Annotated in this window: 12 protein-coding genes; 8 read left to right on the forward strand and 4 right to left on the reverse strand. The window is 66.0% G+C overall.

Features of this window, described 5'->3' with window-relative positions; genetic code table 11:
- Positions 1-183 precede the first annotated feature (183 nt).
- From BR78_RS0101605 to BR78_RS20750, 4 genes are all read left to right on the forward strand, one after another.
- Positions 184-648, forward strand: a complete 465-nt coding sequence (locus tag BR78_RS0101605; protein ID WP_051683144.1) for an EF-hand domain-containing protein — start codon at positions 184-186, stop codon at positions 646-648.
- 78 nt (positions 649-726) lie between these two features.
- Positions 727-1,446, forward strand: a complete 720-nt coding sequence (locus BR78_RS0101610; RefSeq protein ID WP_029724187.1) for a response regulator — start codon at positions 727-729, stop codon at positions 1,444-1,446.
- Between the two features lie 187 nt (positions 1,447-1,633).
- Complete coding sequence (locus BR78_RS0101615; RefSeq protein WP_029934438.1) at positions 1,634-2,950, forward strand: sensor histidine kinase; 1,317 nt, start codon at positions 1,634-1,636, stop codon at positions 2,948-2,950.
- A gap of 162 nt (positions 2,951-3,112) precedes the next feature.
- Positions 3,113-4,408 carry a M10 family metallopeptidase C-terminal domain-containing protein gene (locus tag BR78_RS20750; protein ID WP_051683145.1) on the forward strand — a complete coding sequence of 432 codons (1,296 nt, stop codon included), beginning with the start codon at positions 3,113-3,115 and terminating at the stop codon, positions 4,406-4,408.
- 187 nt (positions 4,409-4,595) lie between these two features.
- Here the strand turns inward: BR78_RS20750 and ndk are convergent, their stop codons facing one another.
- Both ndk and BR78_RS0101630 read right to left on the reverse strand, forming a co-directional pair.
- Positions 4,596-5,018: a nucleoside-diphosphate kinase gene (gene ndk, locus BR78_RS0101625; RefSeq protein ID WP_029724184.1), complete on the reverse strand. Its 423-nt coding sequence runs from the start codon at positions 5,016-5,018 to the stop codon at positions 4,596-4,598.
- 206 nt (positions 5,019-5,224) lie between these two features.
- Complete coding sequence (locus BR78_RS0101630; RefSeq protein WP_029724183.1) at positions 5,225-5,665, reverse strand: DNA polymerase III subunit chi; 441 nt, start codon at positions 5,663-5,665, stop codon at positions 5,225-5,227.
- Positions 5,666-5,779: 114 nt separating this feature from the next.
- Between BR78_RS0101630 and BR78_RS0101635 the strand changes: the two genes are divergently transcribed.
- The 4 genes from BR78_RS0101635 to rsmA all read left to right on the forward strand — a co-directional run bounded on the left by BR78_RS0101635 (position 5,780) and on the right by rsmA (position 11,388).
- On the forward strand, positions 5,780-8,095 hold the full coding sequence (locus BR78_RS0101635) for an LPS-assembly protein LptD (protein WP_029934440.1): 2,316 nt from the start codon (positions 5,780-5,782) through the stop codon (positions 8,093-8,095).
- A 155-nt stretch (positions 8,096-8,250) separates the two neighbouring features.
- Positions 8,251-9,555, forward strand: coding sequence for a peptidylprolyl isomerase (locus BR78_RS0101640; protein ID WP_231478070.1), 1,305 nt, complete (start codon positions 8,251-8,253; stop codon positions 9,553-9,555).
- A 16-nt stretch (positions 9,556-9,571) separates the two neighbouring features.
- Complete coding sequence (pdxA, locus tag BR78_RS0101645; RefSeq protein ID WP_029724180.1) at positions 9,572-10,576, forward strand: 4-hydroxythreonine-4-phosphate dehydrogenase PdxA; 1,005 nt, start codon at positions 9,572-9,574, stop codon at positions 10,574-10,576.
- A complete protein-coding gene (gene rsmA, locus BR78_RS0101650; protein WP_029934443.1) occupies positions 10,573-11,388 on the forward strand; it encodes a 16S rRNA (adenine(1518)-N(6)/adenine(1519)-N(6))-dimethyltransferase RsmA in 816 nt (271 codons plus the stop codon). The genes pdxA and rsmA overlap by 4 nt, the downstream gene beginning before the upstream one ends.
- Positions 11,389-11,545: 157 nt before the next feature.
- On the opposite strand, the gene BR78_RS0101655 is transcribed toward rsmA, so the two are convergent.
- Positions 11,546-12,052 carry a tetratricopeptide repeat protein gene (locus BR78_RS0101655; RefSeq protein WP_029724178.1) on the reverse strand — a complete coding sequence of 169 codons (507 nt, stop codon included), beginning with the start codon at positions 12,050-12,052 and terminating at the stop codon, positions 11,546-11,548.
- A 32-nt stretch (positions 12,053-12,084) separates the two neighbouring features.
- Positions 12,085-13,269, reverse strand: a complete 1,185-nt coding sequence (locus BR78_RS0101660) for an RsmB/NOP family class I SAM-dependent RNA methyltransferase (protein ID WP_029934445.1) — start codon at positions 13,267-13,269, stop codon at positions 12,085-12,087.
- Between the last annotated feature and the right edge of the window lie 148 nt (positions 13,270-13,417).

Here is a 13,417-nt window from a genome sequence, read left to right on the forward strand (position 1 = left end):
TGGCTGAGGCCCATTGTTCCCCGGCGAAGGCCGGGGAACAGATTTGGCAAACCTGGCGCGCCATCGACAGCTCCGGCGACAATTTGCGACAACTTCTCTCCGCCGTGACAAACCCCTGCGACAGCCGTCCACCAAAAGACATGCCAGTCGCGGCAGAGGCCGCTCTCATGCTGGAGTTTCGTCATGAAGAAGACCCTCGCCGCCCTGCTCGGCGCCTCGCTGCTCGCCGGCGCCGCTTATGCGGCGCAAGAAACCCCCGTCCCCGCCGCTCCCCAGGATCGCCCGATGCGCGGCGACTTCTTCGGCAAGGCCGACGTCAATAATGACGGTGTCGTCACCAAGGCCGAGCTGCTCGCCGACACCGACGCCCGCTTCGCGAAGCTCGACACCAACAAGGACGGCAAGATCAGCAAGGACGAGCGCCCCGGCGGCGGCGAAGGCCGCGGCGGCCGGATGATGGGCCGTGCCGATACCGATGGCGATGGCGCCATCTCGCTCGCCGAGCAGCAGGCACAGGCCGCCAGGCGCTTCGACCGTCTCGACACGAATGGCGACGGCAAGATCGACAAGGCCGAAAGCGATGCCGCACGCGCGCGGATGCGCGGCATGATGGAGCGCCGCGGCGGCGCCGCGCCCGACGCCAACTGACTCCTGCCTGGCCGGGCGGCATCCCTCCTCTCGCCGCCCGGCACTTCTTTTCGTCCCTGGAGTTGTTACGGTCGCATCATGTCCGAAGCCTCTCATCTCCTCCTCGTCGACGACGAACGGTCGATCCGCGAGCCGCTCGCGCAATACCTCACCAAACAGGGGTTTCGCGTCACGCAGGCGGGCGACGCCGAGGGCGCACGCGCGCGGATGTCGGCTTATGCGATCGATCTCGTCATCCTCGACATCATGATGCCCGGCGAGGACGGCCTGAGCCTGTGCCGCCATATCCGCGAGACCAGCGAGACTCCCGTCATCCTGCTCACCGCGCGCAGCGAAGAGACCGATCGCATCGTCGGACTCGAAATGGGCGCCGACGATTATGTCGTGAAGCCCTTCTCTCCGCGTGAGCTCGCCGCGCGAATCAAGGTCGTGCTCCGCCGATGGACCGCCGGCGGTGCCAGGCAGCATGCCCCGGAGACGGGCAGCTTCGCCTTCGCAGGCTGGGTGCTCAGGACCGGCGAACGCGCGCTGGTCGATCGCGAGGGCGTGTCGGTCCCGCTCTCCACCGGTGAGTACAACCTGCTCCACGCGCTGGTCACGCGCCCGCGCCAGGTCCTCACCCGTGACCAGCTGCTCGATCTGACCCAGGGCCGCGAAGCGGCCGCTTTCGACCGCGCGATCGACAATCAGGTCAGCCGCCTGCGCAAGAAGATCGAGCCTGATCCGAGGAATCCGAGCCTCATCAAGACGGTCTGGGGCGGCGGCTACACCCTCGCCGCCGAAGTGACGCGGCTTTGAGAAGCGCTCTTCTTTCTCCCCTCCCTGCAAGGGAGGGGATCAAGGGGTGGGTCATGCGCCGGCCGGGGCTCGATGCCCCGGCCGGCGCACTTGCTGCGCGGCGAGTGAGTCTTTTGGGCGCGCAGACGCGCGCACCCACCAGCCCCTCCCTTGCAGGGAGGGGAAATTGGCTTTGCGAATGGGGGTCATGAAACGCCTCCTCCCCAAGAGCCTCGCCGGGCAGATGGCGCTGCTGATCGCCGTCGCATTGTTCACCGCCCAGGCAATCAACCTCGCAATCGCCTTGCGCGATCGTACGCAGTTCCGCCTCGCCCAGGCGACGCGCCCGGCGATCACCCGCATCGTCGACTCGCTCGAGCGCGAGAGGACGTCCGGCCGCCCGCTCTCCCCGGATCGCGGTCGCGTGCGCCGCGTCGCCGCCGACCCCGTTTCGCCCGGACTGGAGCGGCGTGACGAAGTCGCCGAGGAACTGCGCCGCCAGCTGAGCGAGGTCGGCATTCCCTTCGGCAGGATCGACACCGGCCTCCGTCCGGCCACGCCCGAGGAGAATCGCGGGCGCGTGCGCGGCGGAACCGTGCTCGTCATCGCCATCGAGCAGCCCGGAAAGGGCTGGCTCACTATCAACGCCCCCTGGTCGCGCGCCGACCGCCGGCTGATCGCGGCCCTGCTGTTCCAGACTCTGATCCTCTATGCGATCATCCTGCTCCCGGTGATGTGGATCGTGCGCCGCATCTCCAAGCCGTTGCGGTCGCTCGCCGGCGCCGCACAGGATTTCCGCCCCGGCGACGGTGCCGCTCCCCTCGAGGAGCGCGGCCCCAGCGACGTCCGCGCAGTGATCGCCGCCTACAACGTCCTCAGCCTGCGTGTGAATGCGATGCTCGACGAAAAGGATCGCATGCTCGGCGCGATTGGTCACGATCTGCGTACGCCGCTCGCGGCGCTTCGCGTCCGCATCGAATCGGTCGAGGACGACGACGACCGAAATCGCATGGCCGACACGATCGACGAGATGAACCGGACGCTCGACGACATCCTGTCGCTCGCGCGCCTCGGCCGTCCGAGCGAGCCGCCCGTCGATGTCGATCTCTCGGCGCTGATCGATGCGGTGGTCGACGATTTCCGCGAGCTCGATCACGAGGTCGAGTTCGAGGAAGCGCCGCGTCTCAAGATGCACCTGCGCCCTACGCTGATGCGCCGCGCGGTGCGCAACCTGATCGAGAACGCGGTGAAATATGGCGGCGGCACGCGGGTGAGGCTGTTGCCGGGCGAACAGACGGTGGCAATCGAGGTGGCGGATCGGGGGCCCGGAATTCCGGCCGACAAGCTGGCCGCGGTTTTCGATCCGTTCACACGTCTGGAGACTTCGCGCAACCGCGACACCGGCGGCATCGGCCTCGGCCTCGCCCTCGCTCGTGCGATCGTCGCCGACGCTGGCGGCGATATCACCTTGGCCAATCGCGTCGACGGCGGCCTGACCGCCACGATCACGCTTCCCCGGAGCTGATCCGCGACCATTACACTTGGCTGCGAATGACGAGATCTTGAATATTGGCTACCGTCCTACGCGCCACAAAGAAAACCAGATGATCGATCTTGTGCCAGTTCATAAATCGGCAACAAGTTTTCGTGAGCATGCGTCTCTTCGATTGCAAGGGAGAGTGTGATCATGGTCACGTATGACTGGTTCGCTTCGACGATGCCTGCAGCTGGACTGAAGGCGTTTCTCAGGCACGACGCCGTCAACGGCGGCAAGATGGCCTCCCGTCCGGAACAAGACATGCCGGAGCTGGCGGGGGTCAGCACGCTCGCCATGGACGAGACCGTGACGATCACTTCCGAAAACGGAGCCGATGCCGCCAATCTCGTCTGGACCGAGAATCAGATCGGCTATCTGACGCGCGTCGAAGCGACCGGCGATGCGGGTTCGGGCATCGCCTATTCGATCGTCGGCGGCGCGGATGCCGCTCGCTTCGAGATCGATGCGGTCTCGGGCGTGCTCCGCTTCGCCTGGAATGCGGATCCCGATTACGAGGCGCCCGCCGATGCGGACGGGGACAATCGCTACGAAGTCGTCGTTGCCGCCAGCAACGGTGTGGACAGCGACGAACAGGCGCTGACCGTGCGAGTCTACAACGCCAACGAAGCGCCGAGCTTCACTTCGTTCGGCGGAGCGGCTTCGGCATCGGTGACGATCTCCGAGAACAGCCTGGTCGTCGCGACGATCGCCGCAGTCGATCCGGAGGCTCTCGTCAACACGCCTTATGCGATCGCCGGCGGCGCCGACGCCGCATTGTTCATGATCAATCCCTGGAACGGATTATTGTCCTTCCGCGCCGTGCCCGATTACGAGGCGCCGGCCGATGCCGGCGGCAACAATGTCTATGACGTCGTCGTGCGCGCCACCGACGGCACCAACATCGTCACGCAGACGCTCGCCGTGACGGTGTCCAACGCCGCGGCCGAATCGAGCTTCACCGGCACCCCCTCCAGCAACACGATCACCGGCACGACGAATGCGGACACGATCGCCGGCCGCGAAGGCGGCGACACGTTGTTCGGGCTCGACGGGGCGGACCTGCTCGACGGCGGCGCCGGCAGTGACACGCTGGTCGGCGGCGCCGGAGTGGACCAGTTCCTCGGCGGCGCCGGCAGCGACGTGTTCCGCTTCGACGCGCTCGCCGATTCGAGCGTGGGCAGCCCGGACATGATCTTCGACTTCAGCCGGGGCCAGGGCGATCGCATCTCGGTGACGAATATCGACGCCGACCTGCTCCTTGCCGGCAACCAGAATTTCACTTTCCTCGGCGCGAACGCCTTCACCGGCACCGCTGGGCAGCTGCGCTACGAGAAGGTAGGCGGCCATACCTTCATCTTCGCGGACGCCGACGGGGACGGTGTCGCCGATTTCCAGCTCCAGGTGAATGGCGAGTTCAACTTCTACGGCTCCGATTTCCTGCTCTAGAAAAAGCCCCCTCCGTGACCCCGGCGAAAGCCGCGGCCCAGAGTTTCTCTGCAGCGTCGCTCGTGGCTCTGGATCCCGGCTTTCGCCGGGAAGACGAAATTGGGTTCTGCGAACGCAGAAACGCCGGCGAGGCCTATGGCCCCACCGGCGCTCCTATCTCGCGACCGCTCCGAAGAGCGGCGGCAAATCAGCCGACGATCTCTTCGGGCTTGAAGAAGAAGGCGATCTCGATCGCCGCATTCTCTTCCGAATCCGAACCGTGCACCGAGTTCGCCTCGATCGATTCCGCCAGTTCCTTGCGGATCGTGCCGGCATCGGCATTGGCGGGGTTGGTGGCGCCCATGACGTCGCGGTTGCGCTGCACGGCGTTCTCGCCTTCGAGCACCTGCACCACGACCGGGCCCGAGATCATGAACTCGACCAGATCGTTGAAGAAGGGGCGCTCGCGGTGGACGCCGTAAAAGCCCTCGGCCTGCTCGCGGCTCATCTGGATGCGCTTCGAAGCGACGACGCGCAGGCCGGCTTCCTCGAGCATCTTGGTGACCGCACCGGTCAGGTTGCGGCGGGTGGCATCGGGCTTGATGATCGAAAAGGTCCGGGTCGCGGCCATGGCCGTGCGGCTCCTGTATTTGGGTTGTGGAAAAGTCGCGGCTCCCTAGTCCCCGGGCGCCGCGGATGCAAGCCGAGGCCGACTTGCAATGTAGGATTTCGTCTGCTGAAGTCGGCTCGCGCCCGGCACGGGGCGCCGCTCTTTGACCGTGGTCGCACATGCGAAGAACATGTCGATCGCCTAACCTTTACTAACCTTTCGCGGGCTCAGGCGGCTTTCTCCCAGCGCCCTGCGTCGTTCTGCTTCCAATAATTTCGTTCAACGCCGTCGCGATCGGCCAGCCCCTTCCACGCCGCCCGCGCCTCGGCGATCCGCTCCTCGTCGAAGAAATGGAAGGCGCGGTCGAAGCCCAGTGCTTCCTCGCGCCAGATGCCGTCCGCCAGCGCGATGTTGCGGGCGCCGTTCGCCGCTTCGGGATTCGCGGCGATGAGCACCGGCTGGCGCGCATCGTCTTCGCCACCGGCCTGGCCGTGCGGCAGGAAGCTCTCCGCGGCATAATTCCACAGCAACTGATCGAGTTGGGCACGCCGGCCTTCTTCTCCCGCCACGATTACCAGCCGTCCGCCGGTGGCGAGCACCTTCTCGGCGATCTGCGGCAATGCCCGTTCGAGAGGCAATCTGGTGAGATGATAGAAGTCGACTTGCATGGCTCCTGTTAGCGGTTCCGCGCGTTCGGGCCAACGCACGTGACGTTGCGATGCCGCAACCGCTGCGATAGGGCGGGCGGTGCCGTGTGCCCGGGAGTGAAGATAAAGGTGGGAATGGTCGTTTCGCGCAAGGCACTGCTGCTCTCGGCCGCGCTCGGCCTGTGCCTCGCGGCGCAGGCGCGGGCGCAGGAGACTGCCGACCCGCGCGAGGCGTCCGCGAGCCAGCCCGTCTCTCCGCAAACCGTCGAAATACCCGCCGCGAACCTGCAGGACCGCCCCGTCGAGGTGCCGCCGCCCTCAACAGAGGCGACCTCGACCAACCCCGACGAAGTCCAGTTCAACGCCGACCAGCTCGACTATGACTATGAGAACGACGTCGTCACCGCGAGCGGCGACGTCCGGCTGTACCGTCGCAGCGATCGCCTCCGCGCCGACAAGATCGTCTGGAACCGCAAGACCGGAAAGGTCGTCGCCGAGGGCAACATCGTCATCGTCAATCCCGAGGGCGACGCCGCTTATGGCGACCATATCGAGCTGACGGACACGCTCAAGGACGGCGCAGTCGAGAACATGCTCGTCGTGCTCGAGGCGGGCGGCCGGATCGCCGCCCAGCGCGGGCATCGGGACAATGGCGTCATCACGGTCGAGAATGCGGCCTATACGCCGTGCGCGGTGACCGATTCGGAAGGTTGCCCCAAAGAGCCCTCGTGGAAGATCACCGCCCGGCGCGTGGTCTATGATCCGACCAAGAAGCGCATCCGCTATACCGGCGCGCGGATCTCGGTGTTCGGCTTCGCCTCGATCCCGCTTCCCGTCTTCTCGCATCCGGCGGGCGGCACCAGCGACGATGGCTTCCTGACGCCCGACGTGCGACTGGATCGCACCAACGGCTTTCAGATCGCCCTTCCCTATTTCTTCAGCCTCGCGCCGAACCGCGACCTGACGATCACGCCGCGCGTGTTCACCGAAGCACTGCCGATGCTGCAGGGCGAGTATCGCGCGGTCGAGAGCTTCGGCGCCTATCGCGTGACCGGGTACGGCACCTACAGCCGCCGCGCCGACGACCTCACGGTGCCGACTACGCCCGCCACGTCGAGCAATAATTTTCGCGGCTATCTCGACGCGGCGGGCCGGTTCCAGTTCTCGCCTGAATGGAGCGCCAGCGCCTCGATTCGCCTCACCACCGATCGCACCTTCCTCCGCCGCTACGACATCTCGCGCGACGATCGGCTGCGCAACAATGTGCGGGTCGAGCGCATCGATCCGGACAGCTATTTCTCGATCAATGCCTGGGCGGTGCAGACGCTGCGCGTCGGCGAGCGGCAGGGCCTCCAGCCCTTCGTGTTGCCCGAGCTCGACTATCGCCGGCGAATGGACGAGGGCCTGCTCGGCGGGCGCTTGGAGTTCCAGCTCAACACGCTGGCGATCGGGCGTTCGGACGGCCAGGATTCGCAGCGCGCCTTCGCCAGCGCCCGCTGGGACCTGCGCAAGCTCACCAACTGGGGCCAGGAAGTCACCTTCACTGCTTATGGCCGGGTAGACGCCTATAACACCGACGACACGCTATCGACGCTCGTCCCCAGCTATCGCGGCGGAGAAGGCTTCCACTTCCGGGGCATCGCGGCGGCCGCTGTGGACGTCAAATGGCCGTTCGTCGGCGAGTTCCTCGGCGGCACCCAGAAAATCACGCCGCGGATCCAGATCGTCGCCGCGCCCAAGCTCGAAAACCTCGCCGTCCCCAACGAGGATGCGCGTGCGGTCGACCTCGAGGATTCCAACCTTTTCGCGCTCAATCGCTTCCCCGGTTATGACCGGTTCGAGGATTCGACCCGCTTCACCTGGGGCGTCGACTATTCGCTGTATCTGCCCGGGTTCAGCGTCGATGCGAATGTGGGGCAAAGCTACCGCCTCACCTCGCGGCCGACGATCTTCCCCGACGGTACCGGTCTGACCGACCGCGTATCCGACATCGTCGGGCGCACCGTGGTCCGCTTCCGCGATTTCGTGAGCTTCACGCACCGCTACCGGATCGACAAGGACACCTTCGCCGTTCGGCGCAACGAGATCGACGCGACCGTCGGCTCGAGAAGCACTTATTTCCAGGTCGGGTATCTCCGCCTCAATCGCAATATCGACGCCAGGCTCGAGGATCTGCAGGATCGCGAGGAGGCCCGGATCGGCGGGCGGGTCCAGATCGCCCGCTTCTGGTCGGTGTCGGGCGCTCTCCTCGTCGACCTTACCAATCGCGACGAGGACATTCTTTCGCAGGCCGACGGTTTCGATCCCGTACGCCACAGGCTCGGGATCACCTATGAGGATGACTGCCTTCGTCTCGGCGTCACCTGGAAGCGCGATTATGAGACGACCGGGGACGCCCGGCGAGGCAACAGCTATCTTTTGTCGCTGGCATTCAAGAATCTGGGGCGCTAGCGTGTCGCCCGACGGGGCGTGATCCGAATCCCGTCAAGCCTTGGTTCAGGCACAATTGGCGAGTATGCGCCACGATCTCCCCGGGATGGATGAGGGTACGGCTCCACGTGAACATGGGTGTTGCAAAGGCGGCTCGCTTCGGCCGCAAGACTATTTTGGCGTTCGGCCTGGCCGGTGTCGCATCGATTGCGATCGCGCAGACCGTTCCCGATCAGCAGGTGCCGACTACCGGGCTTGATCTTCCGGCGAACTTCCAGCTCTTCGGCAAGAGCGATCCCAACATCCGCAAGCCCACTGCGATCGTCAACGACACGGTGATCACCGGCACCGACGTCGATCAGCGCATGGCGATGGTCATCGGCATCAGCAAGCTCAACCTGAAGCCCGAGGAGCGCGACCAGCTGAAGCTTCAGATGCTGCGCCAGCTGATCGACGAGACGCTCCAGGTCCAGGAGGCCAAGGCCAACGAGATCACTGTCGATCCGAAGGAGATCGAGCAGAGTTTCGCTCGGGTTTCGAAGAATTTCCAGAAGACGCCCGAGCAGATGCGCGCATGGCTGAAGGAAATCGGCGCGTCCGAGCGCACCATCCGCCGCCAGATCGAGGCTGACATCGCCTGGAACCGCCTGCTGCGCCGCCGCGTCAACATCAACGTCGGCGAGGCCGAAGTGAAGGCGATGATCGATCGCATGAAGGCGGCCAAGGGCAGCGACGAATATCACGTCTACGAAATCTACATGAACGCCACGCCGGATCGCGCGCAGGAAGTTCATGCGAGCATGCAGAAGATGATCCAGCAGATGCGCGAAGGCGCTCCGTTCGACTATCTCGCCAAGACCTATTCGGAGGCGTCGACCAAGTCGGTCGGCGGCGATCTCGGCTGGGTGCGTCCGGCGATGCTTCCGGACCAGCTTGCCGGCGCCGCGCAGGAAATGCAGCCCGGCCAAGTCGCCGGCCCGATCCAGCTGCCCACCGGCTTCTCGATCCTGTACCTCGCCGAGAAGCGCAAGGTGCTGACTGCGGATCCCAAGGACGCCAAGCTGAGCCTGCGCCAGATCGCGATCACCTTCCCCAAGGGCACCACGGAAGCGGCCGCCACGGCGCGAGCCGGCGAGTTCGCCACCGCGACGCGCGCGATCAAGGGATGCGGCGACGTCGCCAATGTCGCCCAGGCACAGAGCGCGGAAGTCGTCGATCGCGACGGCATCGCGATCAAGGAACTGCCGCCCGCGCTCCAGAACATGATCCTGCCACTCCAGGTCGGTCAGGTGACTCAGCCGTTCGGATCGGTCGAAGACGGCGTCCGGGTGCTCGTTTTGTGCGGTCGCGACGACCCCAAGGAAGCGTATGAGCCATCGGTCGAGCAGGTCCAGAACCAGATCGAGGAACAACGCACCAACCTGCGCGCCCAGCGCATGATGCGCGACCTGCGCCGCGACGCGCTGGTCGAATATCGCTGAGGTGCGCGGCGAGCGGATGACCACCCCGCTCGCCATCGCCATGGGCGATTCCGCCGGAATCGGCCCGGAGATCACCGCCAAGGCGTGGAATGCGCGCGAACTGCATTCGCTCGCGCCCTTCTTCGCGGTCGGCGATCCCCGCGCAGTCCAAAAGGTGTGGGACGGTCCCATCGCCCTGATCAGCGATCCTGCCGAAGCGGAAGCCGCCTTTGCGGATGCGCTTCCGATCGTCTCGGTAGGCGATGCGGGCGACGTCACGCCCGGGACTCCCGACGTGGATGGCGCGCGTTGCGCCCTGCAATCGCTCGAAATGGCCTGCGGGCTGACGCGTTCGGGCGCGGCGAGCGCGTTGGTCACCGGTCCGGTCTCCAAGGCGCTGCTCTATCGCATCGGTTTCACCTATCCCGGGCAAACCGAGTTCGTCGCCGAACGCTGCGGCGTCGCCGGCGACAATACGGTGATGATGCTGGCCGGGCCGACGCTGCGAGTGGTGCCGATCACCGTCCATGTGCCGCTGGCCGATGTACCGCATCTCATTTCGATCGAGCTGGTGCTGGCCAAGGCGCGGGTTACCGCGCGCGGGCTTCACCGCAATTTCGGTATCGACCGGCCCCGCCTTGCCTTTGCCGGGCTCAATCCGCACGCCGGCGAGGGCGGCGCGATCGGCCGGGAGGAAATCGATATCCTCGCGCCCGCCATCGAGCAGTTGCGCGCCGAAGGGATCGACGCAGTCGGGCCGTTCGCCGCCGACACCATGTTCCATGCCCGCGCCCGCGCCGGCTATGATGCGGCGCTCTGCCTCTATCACGATCAGGCGCTGATCCCGATCAAGACGCTCCATTTCGACGATGGCGTGAACACCACGCTGGGCTTGCCGATCGTCCGCACCTCGCCCGATCACGGCACCGCTTTCGGCATCGCCGGGCGTGACGAAGCCAATCCCGGGGCGATGATCGCCGCGATCCGCATGGCCTCCGCGCAGGCCGAGCGTCGGGTGGAAGCGACCGCGCCCGCCCAGTGACCGAGCTGCCGCCGCTTCGTGAGGTCATCCGCAGGCACGGTCTCAGCGCGAGCAAGGCGCTGGGGCAGAATTTCCTGTTCGACCACCAATTGCTCGCCCGCATCGCCAGGGTGCCGGGCGATCTGGCCGGTGCCGAGGTCTTCGAAGTCGGCCCCGGCCCCGGCGGGCTGACCCGCGCGCTGCTGGAGGCCGGCGCCTCGGTCACTGCAGTCGAACGCGACCGGCGGTGCATTCCTGCTCTAGCCGAACTGGGCGAGTACTTTCCCGGCAGGCTGAAGGTGATCGAAGGCGACGCGCTCGAGGTCGATGCACCGGCGCTATTCGTGGGCAAGCCGCATGTCGTGGCCAATCTGCCCTACAATGTCGGCACGGCGTTGCTGGTGGGCTGGCTATCGGCGGCGTGGGAGCCGTGGTGGGCGAGCCTGACGCTGATGTTCCAAAAGGAAGTCGCCGAGCGGATCGTCGCCCCCGCGGGTTCAGAGGCTTATGGCCGGCTCGCAGTGCTGGCGCAGTGGCGCTCGACGCCGCGGATCGCGATGACCGTCCACCGATCGGCATTCACGCCCCCGCCCAAGGTAATGTCGGCCGTAGTCCATATCGTCGCCGCACCGGCGCCCGAGGGTGTGCAATTGAAGACGCTCGAAAAGCTGACTGCCGCCGCGTTCGGGCAGCGCCGGAAAATGCTCCGCCAGAGCCTCAAGGGCGTGCCTCGCGCGATCGAGGCGATGGAGCAGCTGGGCGTGGATTCGAGCCGCCGCGCCGAGACGGTGACGGTCGAAGAGTTCGTCGCGCTGGCGCGGGTGCTCGGCTAGGACGCATCGACATTCAACAAACTGACTCCCCTCCCTGCAAGGGAGGGGAAGAGCCAAATGCCGATCCGTCCTGGAGCTTCGCAAAATGAGTCGGTTCAAAGAGCGGCGGAGATCCCGCTTGCTAATCCCAGCGGGCGAAATCCAACATTGCAAGCGGTCAGGGCTTTGCCGGCACCGGCTTGGTCGGTTCGGCCTGCGCAGTCGCCGTCGCGGGCGGCCCCTTCACGATCGACGCGGCAAGCACGGTCGCATCGTTGCACGCGCCGTTGCAGATCGTCTTGATCCGGGCGAGATTCTCCTGCGCCTTCGTCGTCGCGCCCTTGGCGACCAATGCCTCGCCCTGCCCGCGCAGCGCCGCGAGATCATTGGGCTCGAGTGCGAGCGCCTCACGATACAGACGGATCGCCTTGCCCGGCAGATTGCGCGTGCGTGCGATCTCGGCGAGCACGAGGAATGCCTCGCGATTGCGCGGATCCACCGCCAGCGCGCTTTCCAGCGCGTCCTGTGCACCGTCGAGATTGCCGGCGGCCTGCGCGGCGCGGCCTTCCTGGAGCAACGCGAGCGATTTGGGATCGATCTGATCGTCGGGACGCTGGGCCATCAACGACGTCGAGACCGAAAGCACCATCAACGCGGCGGCGGCCGAAATCGCAGTGATCCGCATGAAAATCTCCAAAATTGAGGCGCGTACGGCTATCACGGTCGGATCATCTTCGCGACAAAAAAGCCATCGGTCGAGTCCGTTAGCGGCGTGAGCCGGATTCCCGCACCGCGGGGCGTGCCGGCGCCCAGCGTCAGAGCCTGTGCGGTCCAGCCCGGATACACATCGAGAAACGCCTGCACCTGCCCCGCGCCTTCATCGTCGAGCACCGAGCAGACGATATAGACCAAGGCTCCACCCGGGCGCACCAGCTCCGCCGCGAACCCCATGATGTGACGCTGCGTCGCGACCAATTTGTCGAGACGCTCGCGAGTCAGCCGCCAACGCGCCTCCGGATTGCGGCGCCAGGTTCCGGTTCCCGAGCAAGGCGCATCGACGAGGACGATATCGGCGCGCGCGGCCTGGTCGCCAAGCTGCTCGGCCTCGCGATTGGGGTTCAGCAGCCGCGTTTCTGCAATCGTCACGCCTGCCCGCGCTACGCGCTCGGGGAGGCGCTGCAGGCGGCCGCGATCGACATCGCACGCAAGGATGCTGCCGTGATTGGCCATCGACGCCGCGAGCGCGAGCGTCTTGCCGCCCCCGCCCGCGCAGAGATCGACGACATGCTGACCGCGCTGCGCACCGGCGGCGAGCGTGACCAGCTGGCTGCCCGCATCCTGCACTTCGAACTCGCCCGCGGCATATTCGGGAAGCTGATCGACCCTCGTATCATGCGGCAGGCGCAGCGCATCGGGCGCGAAGCCGATCGGCTCGGCTCCAGAGAGCGTGGCGACGAGCCGATCGCGCGACGTCCTGAGCGTATTGACCCGCACATCCAGCGGTGCCCGCGCCAGCAGCGCGGCCTGCTCTTCGATACCGATATCCGATGCGCGCAGCTTCTTGATCAGCCAGCCCGGCGCATGGCCCGGCACGGCGACGGAATCGCCGGCCTCGATCGCCGCAGGACCGTAAGGCGATCCGTCGAACGTCTCCGCCAGCCCGGGCCGCGCGGCGACCAGCGCCAGCATCGCCGCGCGGCCGCTTTCAGGTCGCTCGCCGCACAGCCGAATGGCGTCGTAGACCAGTTCGCGCACGGCGCGGCGGTCCTTCGATCCGGCATAACGGCGCTCGGCGAACCAGCGCGCGATCAGCGTGTCCGCCGCCGCACCCTGATCGCGCGCCGCCGCAATGATCCGGTCGAGCAGGTCGATCGCCGCCTGGCTGCGGGCTGCGGGAGTCACCTGAAAGCATCCCAAAGTTGCGGGAGATGCGTGTCATTCGTAAACTTTGGATCGAAGATCATCGCGCGCTCGAAAAGCAGGCCGAGATTTGCCGCGCAACGCATTGCCAACCCGAAGCAGAAGAAATCCTACATTGGAAGCTCAAATT

Source organism: Sphingomonas sp. UNC305MFCol5.2 (genome assembly GCF_000712135.1).
In the GTDB taxonomy this organism is placed as follows: domain Bacteria; phylum Pseudomonadota; class Alphaproteobacteria; order Sphingomonadales; family Sphingomonadaceae; genus Sphingomonas.